22 protein-coding genes and 1 tRNA gene are annotated in these 17,466 nt (G+C 56.7%); 8 read left to right on the forward strand and 15 right to left on the reverse strand.

What is annotated here, in order from left to right; all coding sequences use genetic code 11:
- Nucleotide 1: 1 nt before the first annotated feature.
- The 4 genes from AC2FLD_RS09355 to AC2FLD_RS09370 form a co-directional block, all read right to left on the reverse strand.
- Nucleotides 2-1,006 (reverse strand): GlxA family transcriptional regulator, encoded by a 1,005-nt coding sequence (locus AC2FLD_RS09355; RefSeq protein ID WP_496668838.1) that lies wholly within the window; start codon nucleotides 1,004-1,006, stop codon nucleotides 2-4.
- A 77-nt stretch (nucleotides 1,007-1,083) separates the two neighbouring features.
- On the reverse strand, nucleotides 1,084-1,767 hold the full coding sequence (locus tag AC2FLD_RS09360; protein ID WP_496668839.1) for a GntR family transcriptional regulator: 684 nt from the start codon (nucleotides 1,765-1,767) through the stop codon (nucleotides 1,084-1,086).
- Between the two features lie 106 nt (nucleotides 1,768-1,873).
- Entirely contained in the window at nucleotides 1,874-2,596 is a 723-nt protein-coding gene (locus tag AC2FLD_RS09365; RefSeq protein ID WP_496668840.1) for an NAD(P)-binding domain-containing protein, read from the reverse strand.
- A 74-nt stretch (nucleotides 2,597-2,670) separates the two neighbouring features.
- The gene (locus tag AC2FLD_RS09370) at nucleotides 2,671-2,925 is read right to left on the reverse strand and encodes a hypothetical protein (protein ID WP_496668841.1); all 255 of its coding nucleotides are present in this window, start codon (nucleotides 2,923-2,925) and stop codon (nucleotides 2,671-2,673) included.
- A 207-nt stretch (nucleotides 2,926-3,132) separates the two neighbouring features.
- Here AC2FLD_RS09370 and AC2FLD_RS09375 point away from each other — a divergent pair, with 207 nt between their 5' ends.
- Nucleotides 3,133-3,462, forward strand: coding sequence for a hypothetical protein (locus AC2FLD_RS09375; RefSeq protein ID WP_496668843.1), 330 nt, complete (start codon nucleotides 3,133-3,135; stop codon nucleotides 3,460-3,462).
- Nucleotides 3,463-3,518: 56 nt separating this feature from the next.
- Nucleotides 3,519-3,698, forward strand: coding sequence for a hypothetical protein (locus tag AC2FLD_RS09380; protein WP_496668844.1), 180 nt, complete (start codon nucleotides 3,519-3,521; stop codon nucleotides 3,696-3,698).
- A 106-nt stretch (nucleotides 3,699-3,804) separates the two neighbouring features.
- Here AC2FLD_RS09380 and AC2FLD_RS09385 read toward each other — a convergent pair.
- Nucleotides 3,805-3,880, reverse strand: a tRNA-Val gene (locus AC2FLD_RS09385).
- Between the two features lie 307 nt (nucleotides 3,881-4,187).
- On the opposite strand from AC2FLD_RS09385, the gene modA reads away from it, so the two are divergent.
- From modA to modC, 3 genes are read left to right on the forward strand one after another with little or no spacing between them, the layout of a single operon-like run.
- Nucleotides 4,188-4,967 (forward strand): molybdate ABC transporter substrate-binding protein, encoded by a 780-nt coding sequence (modA, locus tag AC2FLD_RS09390; protein ID WP_496668845.1) that lies wholly within the window; start codon nucleotides 4,188-4,190, stop codon nucleotides 4,965-4,967.
- A gap of 5 nt (nucleotides 4,968-4,972) precedes the next feature.
- Entirely contained in the window at nucleotides 4,973-5,665 is a 693-nt protein-coding gene (gene modB / locus AC2FLD_RS09395; RefSeq protein ID WP_496668846.1) for a molybdate ABC transporter permease subunit, read from the forward strand.
- Nucleotides 5,662-6,762, forward strand: a complete 1,101-nt coding sequence (modC, locus tag AC2FLD_RS09400) for a molybdenum ABC transporter ATP-binding protein (RefSeq protein WP_496668848.1) — start codon at nucleotides 5,662-5,664, stop codon at nucleotides 6,760-6,762. Before modB ends, modC begins: the two co-directional genes overlap by 4 nt.
- A gap of 2 nt (nucleotides 6,763-6,764) precedes the next feature.
- Here the strand turns inward: modC and AC2FLD_RS09405 are convergent, their stop codons facing one another.
- Nucleotides 6,765-7,691: a Hint domain-containing protein gene (locus AC2FLD_RS09405; RefSeq protein ID WP_496668850.1), complete on the reverse strand. Its 927-nt coding sequence runs from the start codon at nucleotides 7,689-7,691 to the stop codon at nucleotides 6,765-6,767.
- Nucleotides 7,692-8,204: a toxin-activating lysine-acyltransferase gene (locus tag AC2FLD_RS09410; protein WP_496668851.1), complete on the reverse strand. Its 513-nt coding sequence runs from the start codon at nucleotides 8,202-8,204 to the stop codon at nucleotides 7,692-7,694.
- Nucleotides 8,205-8,386: 182 nt separating this feature from the next.
- Here AC2FLD_RS09410 and AC2FLD_RS09415 point away from each other — a divergent pair, with 182 nt between their 5' ends.
- On the forward strand, nucleotides 8,387-8,794 hold the full coding sequence (locus tag AC2FLD_RS09415) for a hypothetical protein (RefSeq protein ID WP_496668853.1): 408 nt from the start codon (nucleotides 8,387-8,389) through the stop codon (nucleotides 8,792-8,794).
- Nucleotides 8,795-8,797: 3 nt separating this feature from the next.
- On the opposite strand, the gene hemF is transcribed toward AC2FLD_RS09415, so the two are convergent.
- The 4 genes from hemF to clpS are packed head-to-tail and all read right to left on the reverse strand — an operon-like array spanning nucleotide 8,798 to nucleotide 11,878.
- Entirely contained in the window at nucleotides 8,798-9,682 is an 885-nt protein-coding gene (gene hemF, locus AC2FLD_RS09420) for an oxygen-dependent coproporphyrinogen oxidase (protein WP_496668854.1), read from the reverse strand.
- 5 nt (nucleotides 9,683-9,687) lie between these two features.
- The gene (locus tag AC2FLD_RS09425; protein ID WP_050604214.1) at nucleotides 9,688-10,488 is read right to left on the reverse strand and encodes an SDR family NAD(P)-dependent oxidoreductase; all 801 of its coding nucleotides are present in this window, start codon (nucleotides 10,486-10,488) and stop codon (nucleotides 9,688-9,690) included.
- Nucleotides 10,489-10,524: 36 nt separating this feature from the next.
- Nucleotides 10,525-11,490 carry a class I SAM-dependent methyltransferase gene (locus tag AC2FLD_RS09430; RefSeq protein WP_496668856.1) on the reverse strand — a complete coding sequence of 322 codons (966 nt, stop codon included), beginning with the start codon at nucleotides 11,488-11,490 and terminating at the stop codon, nucleotides 10,525-10,527.
- Nucleotides 11,491-11,536: 46 nt separating this feature from the next.
- A complete protein-coding gene (gene clpS, locus AC2FLD_RS09435; RefSeq protein WP_050604216.1) occupies nucleotides 11,537-11,878 on the reverse strand; it encodes an ATP-dependent Clp protease adapter ClpS in 342 nt (113 codons plus the stop codon).
- 93 nt (nucleotides 11,879-11,971) lie between these two features.
- Here clpS and AC2FLD_RS09440 point away from each other — a divergent pair, with 93 nt between their 5' ends.
- Complete coding sequence (locus AC2FLD_RS09440; protein ID WP_496668857.1) at nucleotides 11,972-12,673, forward strand: HAD family hydrolase; 702 nt, start codon at nucleotides 11,972-11,974, stop codon at nucleotides 12,671-12,673.
- 301 nt (nucleotides 12,674-12,974) lie between these two features.
- Entirely contained in the window at nucleotides 12,975-14,345 is a 1,371-nt protein-coding gene (locus AC2FLD_RS09445) for a D-alanyl-D-alanine carboxypeptidase family protein (protein ID WP_496668885.1), read from the forward strand.
- Between the two features lie 87 nt (nucleotides 14,346-14,432).
- Here AC2FLD_RS09445 and AC2FLD_RS09450 read toward each other — a convergent pair whose 3' ends face one another.
- The 4 genes from AC2FLD_RS09450 to AC2FLD_RS09465 form a co-directional block, all read right to left on the reverse strand.
- Nucleotides 14,433-15,194: a LamB/YcsF family protein gene (locus AC2FLD_RS09450; RefSeq protein ID WP_496668859.1), complete on the reverse strand. Its 762-nt coding sequence runs from the start codon at nucleotides 15,192-15,194 to the stop codon at nucleotides 14,433-14,435.
- A gap of 12 nt (nucleotides 15,195-15,206) precedes the next feature.
- A complete protein-coding gene (locus AC2FLD_RS09455) occupies nucleotides 15,207-16,205 on the reverse strand; it encodes a 5-oxoprolinase subunit C family protein (protein ID WP_496668861.1) in 999 nt (332 codons plus the stop codon).
- Nucleotides 16,202-16,951: a 5-oxoprolinase subunit B family protein gene (locus tag AC2FLD_RS09460; protein ID WP_496668863.1), complete on the reverse strand. Its 750-nt coding sequence runs from the start codon at nucleotides 16,949-16,951 to the stop codon at nucleotides 16,202-16,204. Before AC2FLD_RS09460 ends, AC2FLD_RS09455 begins: the two co-directional genes overlap by 4 nt.
- A 325-nt stretch (nucleotides 16,952-17,276) precedes the next feature.
- Nucleotides 17,277-17,466 (reverse strand): hypothetical protein (locus AC2FLD_RS09465; RefSeq protein WP_496668865.1); only part of this gene is annotated, 190 nt, incomplete at its 5' end.

Genomic DNA, 17,466 nt, shown 5'->3' on the forward strand with positions numbered 1-17,466 from the left:
GTCAGCTTGATGGCAGTACATCATCGCTGCCGACACGTAGTGAATTTTTGGCACGCCGGTCACTGATCGGCGTCACGCCAAAAGTCTCGCGATAATGCCGCATGAATGCGCCGGGCGTGGCGTACCCGACCATATAGGCAATCTCGGCAACCGGGTCGTTTGTGTACAGAACCAGTTGCCGTGCCTGTTTCATCCGCATCTTTCGATAGTAGCTAAGAGGGCTTTGGCCGGTCGCCTTCTTAAAACCGCGCTCCAGCGAGCGCGCGGATAGGCCAACGGCCTCAGCCACCTCGCTGATCTGTATCGGGTTTTCGATATGTTCGGCAAAATGCTGAATGGCGCGCGCAACCTGTTTCGGCATCAGGTCCTGACTTTTGGCTGTCGAAATCGCCGGAATTTTCTGCGTCACCGCCGCGCTACGAATGAAAGGGTGCTGAAACCAACAGGCGACTTCAGCCATTGTTTCACCATCCAGACGCTGTTCGATCAGTGTCAGCATATAGTCAAACACGGCTGACGCACCGGAGATGGTTGTAAATGCCCCTTCGGTGCAGATTACGGTGTCTTGTATCGGAATCTCTGGAAACTCTGCCTGAAATGCGGCCTCATAGCACCAATGAACCGAGAGGGGGTTTTCTCCGGTTAACCGGCTTCTGGCCAATGGAAACACACCGCCGCTGATCGCTCCAAGCCGTGTCTTACCTCGAAAGAGCCTTTGCAGAACCGCATTTGCCTTTGATGGGTTTTCAAACACGCTGTTTGGGCTTGCAGCAAACAGCAAATGATCCAGAGATTTGACTTCAGCCAGCGCACAATCGGGAGAGAAGTTCACCCCTGCAGAGGATTGCACGGCTTCGTCTTTTTCAGCAACCACCGCCCAGCGAAATGCATCTTGACCTGAAATCTCGTTGGCAGCGCGCAGAGGTTCGATACATGAGGTCAGGCAAGCCATGGGAAAGCCCGGAAAGATCAGGATGCCAATAGACGTCGTTTGTTGTTCTTCCATTTTTTCACATCATGCTTTCACTGGGCTGGGTCCGTTTGACCGGACCGCCAGATTGATTGAACCCATACGCTTTGGCGTTATTTTGGGTGGGTCAACAGGAGTTCCTCAATCGACTGGAATCCATAACCGATATGGGTTCTCTGCAAATACCCAACCGCCGCGATGTCTTTGCGCTCCACCGCCATCAACAAATCAAATGCCTCTCTGACCAGTGCATCATAGGCCTCTGACCCAATCAGTTGTTCCATGCGGTGCCAGACACTGGTCGCTTGGAAATATGCCTGATTCCAGAAGTCCCGCAGAGACATGTTGCCGATCAAGGAAGTAATCAAAGCTTGCAGCCGCTGGTTCAGTTTCACGTAGTCCTGAGAATCCATGCTTTCCCTCAGTGTCGGAGCGCTTTGATGGACCGAGCAGATTTCTTCCTGATGATGTGTTTCTATTGCGGCAGGTGACAGCTCTCCGATCAGTCTGGCCAGCTCCATCCGCATTTCATAGAGGTGCCGTATGCGTTCATCGGAAGGCTCGATGACGATCGTCCCGACACCGTTGCGCGTTTCAACCAACCCCAGATGTCCAATACGCTGGATCGCATCCTGAAGCGGCGTTCTGCTAACGTCGAATTCGTTGGCCAACGCGGTTTCTTTCAACTGATACGCGGGTCGATAATACGCAAAGCAGATACGTTCCAGGATTTGCTCCTGAATGTGATCTACCGTGCCTTTGGTTGGAGCATCGATTTGTTGTTCAACGATGGTCAACTCATCAAGCCTTCCTTGTTTGCTGATTTTGATTTTGACCGCTGATCAGATTTCTTTCAACAACATCCATGACGGAATACTGGGACGACGCACTGAACCTTCCGGGTCAGAGATCTGACAAGCCATCATTCAGTTGCTCAAGGATGCCCTGGGATTCCATATGTTTGCGAAGCCGCTGATTGTAGCCACCAGGCGTATCCAGAGATTGAAGAAGGTGCCGGCAATCCGGTGCTGATGTCAGGCTGGATCCGACCAAGGCGCGTAGGAAGGCTTCGCCTCGCTCTGCGTCCTGCACCTGCTGTCCAAGCCAGTCGCCGGCACCCCGAACCATCAGCACCGTTGGTGACAATACAGCCTGAGCAGCCAGATAGGCAGACAGTTCAGCCGCAGAATTCAGATGGAAAACAGGGTTCCGCGCGCCAAAAAGGTCGGTCACGATGGACGCATCTCCCAGAACCAGTATCGGAGATCCACCGACTGCAATTCCCGGAAATGGTATCATATTCGCTACTGCGCTGGCAGGGGCGACCATATCCTCCAGCTCACTCAGGGACGGGCCTGACATGAGCGAGACGACCTTCTGGTCTTGGCGGAACTTTAGCTTTTCAAGGGCAGAAGCTGCTTGTTCCGCTATCAAGCCCAAAAACACAACGTCGCTTGCGTCAACAACCTCCTGATTGTCCGCGACGGTTACGTTTGAAAACTTGCGGGCCAGCGCCGCTGATTTTGTATCGCTCCGGCGCGACACGGTGATTGGGTGGCCGTCCACTGCCATGCCTTCGACAACGGCTGCCGCAATGGTTCCCGTACCGATTATTCCAATTCGCATCGTACTATCACCTTCATTGCGGGCTCTTTGATTTTTTGGCCCGGCGCCCCGATGGTTTCTGTTCTTCCGTGGTTTCAAACAGATGTCTGCGGATCATACGGTACCTGTGTGGTTTCCCGGATCCAATCTCGCACACCGAGAAGTGTCGCTTGCATCTCTTCAATAGGCGCTGGGCGTGACAGAGCCGTCGGTAGGCGTCCTGCCGCGTTAGCGGCGGTCTCTTGTGCGTTGGCTGATGCGATGGTTTCGGCGCGCAGGCGTTCCGCTTCCCGCGCCGTCCGGTTCAGTTCGCTGGCTAGGTCGGAATATCCGGCGCGGGCTTCGCGCACATCCAGCCCGGATGTCGCGTTAGTCAGGCCCGTTCGCAGGCGCTTAAACCTGTTTACCGGTGGAGCTCAGTGGTAACCAGAACACCATAGGCGCACAATACTCGGCTCACCTAAAGGGCGATCTTTAAATCAAAATGTTGCCCCATTGGTTGCGCATTCGCGCCACACACGCCTTGCAATTCCTGACTTGAAGAAGAGGTATCATTTATGAAGAAACTAATTTTGATCTTAGTGTTAGCCACGTCAATCGCTGTCCCTGCAAACGCATTTATCAACCCAAGAACCACGGCGTACGTTGTGCCGGATGCACAAAATCCGGGGTACGGAATTTTGCGCATCACGGTACATGGAAACGCTTGGATTTGTGTTGGTCGTGTAAAGATGCCGGATGGGAAAATGGTCGCTCAGAACTTCAATATGCAGTGCAAAGGCTGGGTGAAGTCGGCAGTGGGGACAGTGGTTCCGGATGGAGAATTCTTCACAAGGGTGAACTACAGGCTCAGCAACGGAATTAAGGGACACGTCGAATTGTCCTGAGAATCGGTCCGCTAACGCGGGCTATCGTCCACCCTCCATCCCTGCACGAGTATACCATGGCAAATACCAACTATGACGAAGAGCTGTACGACATTCTACAAGAGGCGATTGACGGCAACCTTTTGGACGAAGAAGAAGACCGTGCCGCTAGCCACTTTCAACCGAATCCCAACGCTAATGAAATACGGCGCGAATCTCTCGGTAACAACGGTTTCACATCGAGCTTTAGCAGGTAACGTCCTTAATGGTTGCCAATCAGCGCTACCATACATTTTGAGCGAAGTTACCATACAGAAGGGCAGTGCTTCTGGCGTAAATCATTGATTTTATTGATTTTGGAAATGGTGGGTGATGAGAGACTCGAACTCCCGACATCTTCGGTGTAAACGAAGCGCTCTACCAACTGAGCTAATCACCCGTGACGCTGCATTTAGCCAAGCCTGCGATCGGGCGCAAGAGGGTCTGAGAGATTTTCTTGAATTCCATTGTGTGGCCAATCCGCGTTGCACCGATTGGCGCGCAACCTGAATGCAGCACAGTCCATTGGTGGTCCAAATTAGGGCACGTCATCTTTGACGCGGTGTGATTCTGATCACCGCAGTGATCCTTTTGGTCTTTCTGCAACGCAGCGGCATCGATCCCGGTAAATTCTCAAAGGCGCTTGCGTGAGGGCTGTGCCCTCCGATATTCCCGAAGGGACTGCAACGTTCCGGTCGGGAGTGTACATGACCCAAACCTTCACCCGCCGTTTCTGGATGGTGGCACTGGTCCTAGGTGCATTTGCGTTGGCACCGGTCCGGGCCGGGGCCGAGGGTGTTTTGGTTTTTGCAGCGGCGAGCCTGAAAACAGCTTTGGATGAGATTGCTGAAGGCTATGAGAAGGAAACAGGGCACAGCGTTACGGTTTCTTATGCGGCATCGTCGGTTCTGGCACGACAAATTCAGCAGGGCGCGCCTGCGGACGTGTTCATCTCGGCAAACCCCGATTGGATGGATGTTTTGGAACAGGAAGGTCTGATCCGGGCGAATTCGCGGGTGGATTTGCTGGGCAACGCTCTGGTTCTTATTGGTGCTCTTGGCCGAACGAGTTGGGGTGAGATCCAACCGGATCATGATCTCGAGGCCGAATTGGATGGCGGCTTTCTGGCCATGGCTCTGGTTGATGCGGTGCCCGCAGGTATATATGGAAAAGCCGCGCTGCAAAGCCTGAACCAGTGGAATGAATTGCAAGATCACGTTGCACAGACTGATAATGTACGCGCAGCTCTGGCATTGGTGGCGGCAGGGGCTGCGCCATTGGGTATCGTGTATCGTTCGGATGCTGAGGTTGAAAAGCGGGTCAGTGTTGTGGCGACAATTCCCGCCGACCTGCATCCTGCGATCATTTATCCTGCTGCCATCACGACACATGCAAAGGATAGCGCGCAAGCATTTCTGGACCATTTGCGTGGCGATGCGGCCTTATCCGTTTTTCAGGGGCAGGGGTTTTCTCTGCCGGGCGGGTGATGCTCGTGGACTGGTTGGGCCCTGCCGAAATTGAAGCATTAAAGTTGTCTCTGCGTGTGTCGTTCTGGGCGACGCTGGCGACATTGCCGTTTGGGATATTCGTAGCCTATGCGCTGGCACGCTGGCGGTTTCCCGGGCGGCAAGTGTTGAATGGTCTGGTGCATTTGCCCCTGATCCTTCCGCCTGTTGTGACGGGTTATTTGTTGTTGCTGACGTTTGGAATTCACGGGCCGTTGGGACGCGTTCTTGCCGAGTTCGGGGTTGTCGTCGCATTTCGCTGGACGGGGGCTGCCCTGGCCGCCGGGATCATGGCGTTTCCCTTGATGGTGCGGGCCATTCGTTTGTCGATCGAGGCTGTGGATCCAAAACTTGAACAGGCCGGGGCCACGCTGGGGGCGTCGCACCCGATGGTGTTTCTGACCGTGACCTTGCCGATGATCCTGCCGGGCGTCATTGCCGGTGCCATTCTGGCATTTGCCAAAGCTATGGGCGAGTTCGGAGCAACCATCACATTTGTGTCCAACATTCCGGGCCAGACCCAAACGCTTCCGTCCGCGGTCTACGCATTCCTGCAGGTACCGGGCGGTGAGGCGGCTGCAACGCGGCTGGTACTCATCTCAATCGTTATCGCGATGAGCGCGCTTCTTTTGTCGGAACACGTAGGGCGGCGCGCCGCCGCGCGGGTGGCCGGGTCATGAGCCTTTCTGTTCGGGTGCAACATCATCTGTCGGATCTGGATCTGGATGTCAGCTTTGAGGCGCCGCCTGGTGTGACTGTTCTATTCGGGCGGTCCGGGTCGGGCAAGACGACTATTGTCAACGCGGTGGCCGGGCTGCTGCGGCCCGAGGCGGGTCGCGTGGCGGTCGAGGATTGGGTCCTGTTCGATACAGATCGTGGGCAATGGCTTCCGCCACACCGGCGGCGGTTGGGGTATGTCTTTCAGGAAGGACGGTTATTTCCTCATCTGACCGTGCGCCAAAATCTTGCTTATGGTCGCTGGTTCGCCCCGAAAGGGGGGCGGCGGGAAGAACCAGAAAAGGTCATTGATATGCTGGGCATTGGCCGACTTCTGGATCGCCGTCCAGCTGGGCTGTCAGGGGGCGAGAAACAACGCGTGGCCATCGGGCGGGCGTTGCTGGCAAGTCCGCGTCTGATCCTTGCGGATGAACCTCTGGCGGCGCTGGACGAAGCGCGAAAAGCAGAAATCCTGCCGTATTTTGAACGTCTAAGGGACGAAGTGTCGGTCCCTATTCTCTATGTGACCCATTCGGCGGCCGAGGTTGCGCGTCTGGCAACCTCGGTGGTTGCCCTGCAGGACGGCAAAGCCGTGCGTCATGGGCCTGCGTCTGAGGTTCTGGCCGATCCCGCGGTGGCGCCTGCCGGCGTTCGCGCGGTTGGGGCCGTTTTGGAAGTTCAGGTGGCACAGCACCATGCAGACGGATTGACCGAGCTGGATGCAAATGGCGCGCGACTGTTCTTACCGCGCATCGCGCATGAAGTCGGGGCGCGCTTGCGTATCCGCATCCCGGCGCAAGAGGTGATCCTGTCCAACCAAAAACCCGAGGGTTTGTCTGCATTGAACGTGCTCAGTGGTACGGTGGATTCGATCCGGTCGGGCGATGGGCCCGGTGCGATCGTGTCCGTTAAGACCCCGGCGGGTAATGTTCTTGCGCGCGTCACACGCCGGTCGGTTGCGGCGCTGAACTTGCAGGCGGGCAGCCCATGTCACGCGGTGATCAAGACGGTTGCCTTGGCCCCGCAGGATGTCGGGGGGCGCATCGCGACCGGATTGTAATCTCAGGCAAGGGCTCGAGCTTCGTGTTCGCGCAAAATCAAACGTGCCGCGCGCCCGAACCCGGTGTGAGCAGAGGTTGGCCGATCTGGAAAGATCGCCGCCAGTTCGCTCAGGGCGTCGGAGGACAGTGTATAAAGCGCCTCTTCCCCAAGAAATAGGCTTTCGGCCTGCGCCCCGTCAGCATTCAGAATCTCATGCTGATCCAAAAGGATGTGCAGATATTCGACCGTCTCTATCGAGGTGTCGATGTGTATCCCCGGCCAACTGCACAGATGCTTGGCTGCCACCAGCGCCTCGGCGGCACCGAACAGCAGTTCCACTTTCGGGCCCTTCACCAGAATGCGGTGCTGTTGCGAAACCAGAAGATCCCGGCAGGGTGTGTTCGGTCCCAGACTTCCTGCTGAGATGCAGACCGGCTGCAACGCGGGCTCATCACGCAATCGCTCGGGCGGAATTACACTGCTTTCGATCCAGCGAATAGGTTGCAGCCCGTGATCCGCGGTTGCCACTTTGTGACTTACGTCCAGCGTTTCTATGACCCTCGGGCCGTCGTCGGTCTCGATCAATGTCCCGGCTGCAAAACAGACGCCTTCGATCCTGATAGTGACTGCAACCGGGTCCGGGTTGTTGGAAAACGGCAGGGTAAACGGCCCCACCTGCGTTGTGCCCGTGACGCTGATAAAGAAGGTATCGAAAACGATCTCGCCGTTGTCCAGGCTGTCAAAAAAGGTCGGGTCGACCGTATAGGTCCACTCGCCGGTGTTTGGATCAATCGAGGCGGTGCCGTTGGCGGGGGGCGTTGCGATCGTCCATGTCTGGGTCATTGGTGTGAACGTGCCATTGTCCAGCGTCGGCTGACCCATCGCCACATTGGGCGGGGACCCGGTCACGTCTCCGGTCAATTCGCCTGTGATTGTAACCGAAACCACTTATCCTTCGCCCTGTTGCAGCACCTGTTCAAACTCTCTTTTTCGATACAGGCGCATATGGACTTCACCCGCCTGATCCCGCGTCCATTCCACGATCCGATTGCGTGTCATGTCGCTGTCCATTCGGTTGGTACGAACACGCGGATGCGGTATTTCCTTTTTGAGGATATCAACAATCTGGTTCGTTTGTCCAAATGGGGCCACAAGATCGACGATCCAGAAGGAAGGCCCACTGGTGAAATCCTTTTCCTTCAGTGGCTTTTCCTGCACCGCATAGCGGTATTCGACCTCATGGCTGAGCCCGGCAAAGGTGACAAAGCCACGGGGAAACCCGTCTTGCCGAAAGATATGGTACTGGCCGAGACGGAACGGCGTCTCGAACGCGTAAAGAACCTGTGCCAGGTTGCGTTTCTGATGGGTCTTCGTCAACCCGGCCAGGTAGAACATCGCGCCCAGATCGGCATATTTCTCGGGCGGAAAATCGAACCAGTCTTTGGGGAAGCTCTTGCTCAAAGGATCGCCAATATCTGATGTGAACCAAAACCTTAGAATTAGTGTACCCTTTTCCTGCCATATGGGTAGAAGAAATTCCCAGCGCCGTCAGAGCGTCAGCGTTACCGGTCTGTTCCACTTTACTCAGGGGCTGTCCCGGCTATGCTTAAATCTGCGACCCCTCAATTCGGAAAGATTGGATCATGCGTTTTATTAGGGCTTTTGCCGCCGCGGCACTGGTACTGATGCCTTCTCTGACCGAAGCGGTTGGGTTTGGCCTGAACATTCGGCCGCAATTTCGCACAGAGATTACGTCGCTGCCGGATGGGGTTTATGAGGTCAAGGCCATAGGCTCGTCAGCGCCCGTGAACTACTGGTGCGGTATCGGGGATTATGCGATCCGAACTTTGGGCGTGCCGAACAATCAGCGGATATATATTTTTCGTGCTTACGAACCCGGCGTCCGAACAGTTCAGTTTTCTCTGACACCGCCACCCGGCGCAGATACCAAACCGGGGTATTCAATCACCGTTCGGAAGGTCGGTGCCAACATGTCCGCGTCGTCGGCACAGAACTACTGCTACGACAACTTCATCATGGACACATTCTGAACGTCAGACCCATTTCGCCATTGGCGGCAGGCTCATCAGAACCGCATCCGGGTCGTGCCCGGTTTCCAGTCCGAATTTAGTACCCCGGTCGTAGACCAGGTTGTATTCAGCATACAAACCACGGTGCACGAGTTGGGTGTTTTTGTCCGCATCTAAAAAGCCCTGCACGCGCCGCTTTTCGACCAATGGCAGGAAAGCAGGCAGGAAAGCCCGACCAATATCCTGCGTCAGGACGAAATCAGCCTGCCAGTCGCCGGTGCAGTAGTCATCCATGAAAATTCCCCCCACACCCCGCGCACGCTTACGGTGAGGAATATAGAAATACTCGTCTGCCCAGTCTTTTAAGCGCGGGTAATGCGCAACGCCATGTGGGTCCAGATGGGCTTTTTGAGTGGCGTGAAAATGGCGTGTGTCTTCGTCATACTCGATGCAAGGGTTCAGGTCCGATCCGCCACCAAACCACCAGGCGTGTGAGGTCCAGAACATGCGCGTGTTCATGTGCACCGCAGGGACATGAGGGTTCTGCATATGCGCCACCAGACTGATCCCCGAGGCCCAGAACCGGGGATCCTCGGTCATGCCGGGGATACCTTTGCGTGCCGCCATCGCTTGCTGTGCACGTTCGCCCAACGTGCCATAGACGGTCGAGACGTTGACGCCAACTTTCTCGAACACACGCCCGCCACGCATCACGGACATCAGCCCGCCACCTGCGTCCGATCCATCCTCGGATTGGCGTTTGGTCTCTTTGACTTCGAACCGACCGGGTTTTGCGTCAGAAAATGGGCCAGTGTCGTGGCTGTCTTCGAGGGCTTCAAACGCAGAAACAATGTCGTCGCGCAATTGGCGAAACCAGGCGGAAGCAGTGGATTTTTCTGTATCGAACATGTGTCTTAGTGGGCCGGGGCAGCGACGGGGTCAAGTAGGGTGCGACCGCCATCGATTGTCAGGATCTGGCCGGTTATGAAGCCGGCCGCATCGGACGCCAGAAACTGCGCGGTTTCGGTCAGCTCCGTAGCGGAAGCGATACGGGCCAGCGGCGTGTGCTTTTCGATGTCGTCCCGGAAATCCCGGTTTTCCTTGAGGGTCGATTGCAGGGACGCGCTCATCACTGAACCAAGTGCGATGGAGTTGACCCGAATACGGTTCGGCGCAAGCGCAACCGCAAGAGACCGTGTCATCTGATCCAACGCCGCAGTTGAGACCGAATAGGCCATCAGGTCGGGATGTGTTCGGCGAGCCGCAATAGAAGACAGGTTGATAATCGACCCCGCAGGGTTTTCCTCGTCCCCATCGGCCTGCTTGATCATGCGTTTTGCAACCAGCTGGCTTAACCGCAGGGCGGGCATCAGATTCTGGTTCAGCAGAGTGCGGACCGAGTCATCTTCGGGATCCAGCGGATCAGATGGGATCACCTGCCGCGCGCCATTGATCAGGATGTCCACCTGATCAAACGCATCCAGTGTCGCCGATAGTAGGTTCGCTATGGTCAGCTTTTCCCGCAGATCGCCAGCAAAATAGCGGATATTTCCGTCTTCGGCCTGTTCGCCCAATTCATCGACCAGGCGCTTTTCGTCCATGTCGGCGAACATTACATTTGCACCTGCATCAGCGAATTGGCGTCCGATAGCCAGCCCGATGCCATTGGCTCCGCCCGTTACAATTGCTGTCTTGCCAGCGATGGAAAAGGACATCCGAATCCTCCTGAATTGGGGGCAGGTTAACGAGCCTTAGCGCCGAGGGCGAGAGGCCTGAAAAACCTTGAACCGGTTGTCTCCGGCAATTTCAGTGACCTGAGCGAAGTGTTCGTTCAGCGTTGTTTCATAGGGAAGATGGCGATTGGCCACCATCCACAGAGTTCCGTTGCGGGTCAGATTGCGCGCTGCTGCGATGATAAATCCTTGACCAAGCGCCGGGTCCGCGCTGCGCGAGGTGTGAAACGGGGGATTCATCACCACCGTGTCGATAGGTTCCGGCGCGGCCCAGGTGACGGCATCCGACCAGTAAAACTTTGCTTTCGGGTCCTCGGCGTTCATGCGCGCGCAGGTCAGAGCGGCGTGATCTGCCTCGACCAGATGCAGTGCTTTAACGTCATCGCGCTTCAGGATGTCTGCCGACAAATATCCCCAACCCGCACCAAGATCCGCTATCCGAGCTCCCGGTTTGGCGGGCAATGCTTTTAACAACATGGCCGAGGCCGGATCGACTCCATCTGCCGAAAACACCCCCGGCGCCGTATAATAACCACCGACTTTCTGTGCGGTGGGCGCGGCCCAATCTGCAAAAACAGAGGCGTCGGCCTGAAACCAGAATATTTTGCCGTGCGCTTTGGACAGGGGACCTTCGACGTCAGCCCGCTTGCGCACATCTTTCAATATGCTGTCCACCCCATTGGTCTTTGCGCCATCAATCACGACAACCCCCGCGGCCCGCGAACAAGCCCGCTGGATCATTGCGCGCGCCAGCGCCTTGGCACGTGGCAAAAACACGATCGCGTCCTGACACGGGTCTTCCGCTTCGGGCACCGAGTTAAAGCCTTGCGCGGCAAAATGGTCGTGAAAGGGTTTGAACGGTTGTACCACCTGCGCGTCAGTGTGAAGCGCCGAAAGATCATGCTCTGGCACCGGGCAGATCACCGTCACAGGCTGCGACAGCGACAGGCCGTTTTGCAGTGCAAGTTCCAAGCGAGGGGACATGGGCAGTTCCGTCAGAGAAAAGAGAGGGTGCGTCAGGCGAGATGCCTTATTCTTCACGTTCCATAGTGCATTGCAGCGGGTGCTGGTGCCTGCGGGCAAAATCCATCACTTGGCCAACTTTGGTCTCGGCAATCTCGTGGCTGAAGACGCCGACAACGGCCACGCCTTTTTTGTGAACCGTCAGCATGATTTCGAACGCCTGCGCGTGGGTCATTCCGAAGAATCGCTCCAGCACATGCACGACAAACTCCATCGGCGTGTAATCGTCGTTCAGCAACAGCACCTTATACAAGGGCGGACGTTTGGTTTTTGGGCGCGTCTGCAGCAGGATAGACGCGTCACTGTCGTCGTCCGGGGTGTCAGACATCATCCAGGTCTTGTCCAGCATCGTGTGCAACTGTCCGATTCAGGCTTGGGGTTTATCTTGGCGCTTATATAACGTGGGCATGGCCGGTGAAAAGAGCAAGCGGACTTAAATTGGATGACGGAAGAACTGACAACAATCGGGTTTGATGCGGATGACACCCTTTGGCACAATGAACGGTTTTTTCAGCTGACACAGGCCCATTTCGCCGAATTGCTGGCCGATCACGCCAACCGCGATCATCTGATGGAGCGTCTTTTGGCCGCCGAAAAACGCAACATCAGGCATTATGGCTATGGGATAAAAGGGTTCGTTCTGTCGATGATCGAAACCGCCATCGAGGTCACGGAAGACCGTGTTCCGGCCTCGGTCATTCGGCAATTGATCGAAGCCGGGCAAGAGATGCTGGCACATCCGATTGAATTGTTGCCCCATGCGCGCGATGCGATTGAGAATGTGACCGGTATGTACCGAGTCATTCTCATTACCAAGGGTGACTTGATCGATCAAGAGCGTAAACTGGCACAGTCCGGGCTGGGCGATTTGTTCGACGGGGTCGAGATTGTCTCGGAAAAGACTTCGGATACATATCGGGCGATCTTTGAATCCCATGGGGATGGTCCGGCTGCTGCAATGATGGTTGGCAATTCCATGCGCTCGGATGTGGTGGCCCCGATTCAGGCCGGATGCTGGGGCGTTTACGTGCCCCACGGTCTGGTGTGGGAAGTCGAGCACGCAGAAGCCCCGGTTGAAAGCCCCCGATTCCGCGAGCTGCGCGATTTGGGGGATCTGGCCGATCTGGTACACAGTCTGAAGTGATGTTGCTTTATGGTCGCAGTTTCAAAAAAACCCTGTTGCGCAACTGCAAAGCGCTGCCACAATCGCGCATCTGGTGGGTCAGGGCCGGAGTTTTATCAACATGTAGCCCAATGTGGCGCACATGACGAAATCGCAAAAAGCGCAGCTTTCAGTTTATTTCACCCCCCCCCTGTGTTAGCCTTGGTGGTAATAAAATAAAACTTGCCGACCGGGAAAACCCGGCGGCGCGAGGCAGACAGAGGCAAAGATCGTGCAGATTCGGCGGACAGTTCCGGCCCGAACGGGCTTATTCCTTATAGCGATGCTATGTGTGCTGGCGTTTGCGCCGCTCAAATCCATAGCGGCACCTTACGCGGCAATGGTGATTGACGCCCGTACCGGAGAGGTTCTGCATTCGCGCAATGCAGACACGCGGTTGCATCCAGCGTCGCTGACCAAGATGATGACGCTTTATATCGCGTTCGAGGCGGTGCGAAACGGTGAGATTACGCTTGATACGCCTGTACGGATTACTAAGAAAGCTTCGGCCGAGCCGCCGTCCAAGCTGGGTCTGCGGACGGGACAGACGATTGCCTTCCGTTACCTGATCCGCGCGGCTGCTGTAAAATCAGCCAATGACGCAGCGACCGCCATCGGTATCGCCATCAGCGGGTCCGAAGCGGCCTTTGCCCGCCGCATGACTCGCACCGCCAAAGCGATGGGGATGAGCCGTACCACCTTTAAGAACGCGCATGGCCTGACCGAATCAGGGCATTTGTCCACGGCGCGCGATATGACCACGCTGGGACGGCATCTGCTGTATGACTATCCGCAGTATTATAACCTGTTCTCGCGTCAATCGACACATGCCGGGATCAAGACCGTGCCGAACACCAACCGTCGCCTTCTGGCTGCGTACAAAGGGGCGGACGGCATCAAAACCGGATACACCCGTGCAGCGGGCTTCAATCTGGTGGCGTCGGCCAAGCGTAAGAATGAACGGATCATCGCAACCGTCTTTGGCGGAAAATCTGGCGCGTCGCGCAATGCCAAAGTGGCCGAGCTTTTGGATCTGGGTTTCCGTCGCGCCCCATCGCGTGCACCTATTCGCAAACCGGCACGCCCGGCTTATGCGGGCAATGTTGGGCTGGGCACGCAGGTCGCGCGCCTGAGCGGGCCTCCAAAGACCAGCCTGCGTCCCGTCGTGCGCCCAAGCGCATCGACACAGGTTGCACGTGCAGTGGCGGCTACTGCGGATCAGAACAGCGCCCGGATCACCAATGGCATCGCGGCGGCCATCGCCCAGGCAGACGTCGCGCCGACCGCCTCGTCCAAGCAGGAACCGGGCACCCGTCCAGCACAACGCCCCGCTGATCTGGTTCTGGCGTCGACCGAAACGGTAAAGCAGCAACCCGAGCCCGAGCAGGAGGTTGTCACCCGACTGTCTTCGTCCGGCGGGCATCTGTGGGGCGTCAATGTGGGGCGCTACACCACGCGGTATGAGGCCGAGAAGGTTCTGCTGAAAACCGCGTTGTCGGAAATGACTACGCTGGAGGGCACGCTGCGCAAGGTGAACCAAAGCTCGCGCGGGTTTGACGCAACTTTTCAGGGGATGACCCGGGAACAGGCCGATTTGGCGTGTCGCCGGTTGCAGGCCCGCAATGTGACCTGTTTCATGATCGGACCATCATAAGGTTCGGCAAATACTCTCCCGTTGGATCTGGGCTGTGGTTCTCCGCAGCCCTTTTTTCATGACAGGGCGCGGCCACCATGGACGAGACTACCGGGTGAACTTCGTCACATCGACCCCACCACCGATCAGGCTTTCCCGAACCGAGCGGGCGATCTGAACCGCCGTGGGCCCGTCCCCATGCAGGCAAATCGTGTCGATAGATGTCTCCAATCTCTTGCCGCTTTCAGTGATGATTGCGCCTTCGCGAACCATGTTCAGAATGCGCGGTCCCGCCACATCAGCGTCGTGAATCACGGCATCAGGCAGGCTGCGGTCCACCAAGGTGCCGTCGTCATTATAAGCGCGGTCGGCAAAAATCTCGCCCACCCATTTGCATCCGAGCTCGCGTACGGCATCTTCCTGCTTTGTCACCGCAAGGACCATGACAATAATGTCTGGGTCGACATCCAAAGCGCCCTGATAGCAGGCCCGCGCCATATCAATATCGACTGAGCACATATTGGCCAGCGCCCCGTGCAGCTTGAGGTGTCGCACTTTGGTGCCAATCGCCTTGGCCATGCCCTGTGCGGCACCCAGTTGATACCGGACCAGATTGCGCAGAGCATCATGGGGCAATTTCATGTTCCGGCGGCCAAAGCCCTGCAGATCGGGAAGACCGGGATGCGCGCCAATACCAACATTGTTCTCGGCAGCCAGTTGCATCGTCGCTGCCATCACATCCGGGTCGCCTGCATGAAAACCACAGGCTATGTTAGCAGAGGTGATGATCTTCAGCAGACTTTCGTCATCGCCCATCTTCCAGGGGCCAAAGCTTTCCCCCATATCGGCATTCAGATCGACGCTGGGCATCGGCATATCTCCTTAGTCGGTGGCAGAGATCACTCCGCCAATCAATTGGTAGGACAACAGGTCCGGAATGTCGTGCGGGTCGCGGACCAGAGGTTCGACCCTTGAGGGCAGGCGCGCAAGATCTGACAGGAAACCTGTGTGCAACGCACTGGCTTCATCCATGCTGACAAATTTGAAGCGGATGGAACCGCCCGCAGGTGTCTGAGCTGCGCGCGGCATATCGCAGGGCAAAACGGTTGCGATACGAGGATAGCCCCCTGTGGTCTGGCACTCCGGCAGCAGGATGAAGGGGTCTCCTGTGCCAGTCATCTGAATATCGCCGGGGGTGATCACTTCGGACAATATGTTCAATTGGCCCGACGCAGCAAACCCGCCGCCGTCACTGTCCACCTGCATCCCCATCCGGTTGGCGCGCGTGCCGCGTCTGAAGGCGGTCGCGGCAAACCGATCCAGCGTCGCCTGATCGAACAACGTGGTCTGAAAGCTGGCCACCACGCGCAACTCTCCGCCCGCAAACCGATCAGCCGGCATCAGTTTCAGCCCAGTCTTACCTGTATGAAGTCCGCAGGTCAGCGTGTCGCCTTGTTGTACTGCACGACCGATCCGTGCCGTCAGATGTGCCGAGCGCGATCCCAGAAAAACCTTGGCCTCAATGCCGCCCCCCAGATGAAGATAGCCGTAGTTGCCTTGCACGGCTGCTCCGATGACCAGCCTTTGCCCGGCGGCCAGTTGGTGCGAAGCATTCCACGACACTGGGCCACCATCGATGCTGGCCTGCATCCGCGCACCGGTTAAGGCGATGTGCATGTTTTGCGTGGCTTCGAATTCGCCCCCCATTCCGGCCATTTCCAGCGCCGCGAGGTCCGGGCTTTGCCCCAGTAATGCAGCCCCTTCATGCAAGGCCAATATGTCGGCAGCGCCGGAGCGGGACAAACCCTGATCCAGATACCCAACGCGGCCCTGATCCTGGATTGTGCATGAGGGGCCGATCCGATGGACGATCAGGCTCATGGCGCAATCTCCTCACAGGTGGCACCGCCGGTATTGTCTGTATTGTTGGCGCGGATATGCTGCAACTCTTCCCGAGATACAGGTGTGAACACCAATTCGTCTCCGGGCCGAAGCGGGAACGTGTCGGCCCTCTCCGGGCGAAAGCATCGAAATGCGGTTTGCCCGACATGCCGCCATCCGGTTGGTGTCGGCCCGGAAAACAGGACGAATTGCGAGATGGCCAAAACCAACGCACCCTCTGGCACCATCGGGGTCAGACTTGGCAGTCGGGGAATGTTGAACTCGGGGCCCAATGGCCCAAGGTAGGGCTGTCCGGGCGCAAACCCGATAGTCAGAACCCGCACCCGCGACTGGCCAAGGCGTCGTATTGCCTCTTCCGGCGTCAATCCGGCGGCGGCCGCTGCATCGTCCAGTTGTGGCGCCAGATCGGTTCCGTATACCGTTGGTACACGCCACAGCTTGCGGCCTGAGGGAAGAGGTGTGTTGTACCAGTCCTTTTGGCCTATGAGATGCTGAAGCTTTTCCAGCATCTGCTGATGAGAGACGCGCTGCGTGTCGAACCGCACCAAGGTGGACCCCAAAGACGCCGATGACTCGGTGACCTCATCCCATTGCAGATGATCCAGTTCGGATCGAAATGCCAGAGCCGCACGGTTTGCGTTCTCGGACATGCGATCCGCAAATGTTACGAGCGCTCCGTCAAAACCAACGGTTCTGACCAAAGGAAACTGAAGGTCACGGGCCATACCTATCCTGCGTGTGTGCCGACAACAAAGTACTGGAACCAGACCTTATCCGAATAGGATGTGCAAGACGGGTCTTGGAGGGGTGACGGCGAACGAATGAGATTTACGTGAGGCGTAAGGATCCGAGTTGGCCTGGCTGATTTTCGACTCTCATGGGTTGATAGAGTCCAGATTTGTCTAAAATCGCGAGTCGTTTCACAGGTTTGAGTCGCGCCCACTTGTGCCCGAACTCTGCTTGCGCTCAATATGTTGTGGTAGGCTCATTTGTGCGAGCCAGTCCAAGTAGGGTGCAGTGAAAGGAAAGTGCTCACCAGCTCGGTTTTTGCTATGTATGATGTTCTGTAACGCATTGAATTTCTTCATGTTTAGCGAAGGCATCAAAAAACTTTTGATTTTTTGTTTTTTCTGCTTGCGGGTTTTGTGGGTAAACCTTAGAACCCCCTTCACCGGCGCTGCTGAGGCGGTGCTGACGGGTCGGAGAGACGGCCTGACGGACTGGAAAGACGGTTAGACGC

It is taken from the genome of Ruegeria sp. CDSA021 (genome assembly GCF_059612325.1).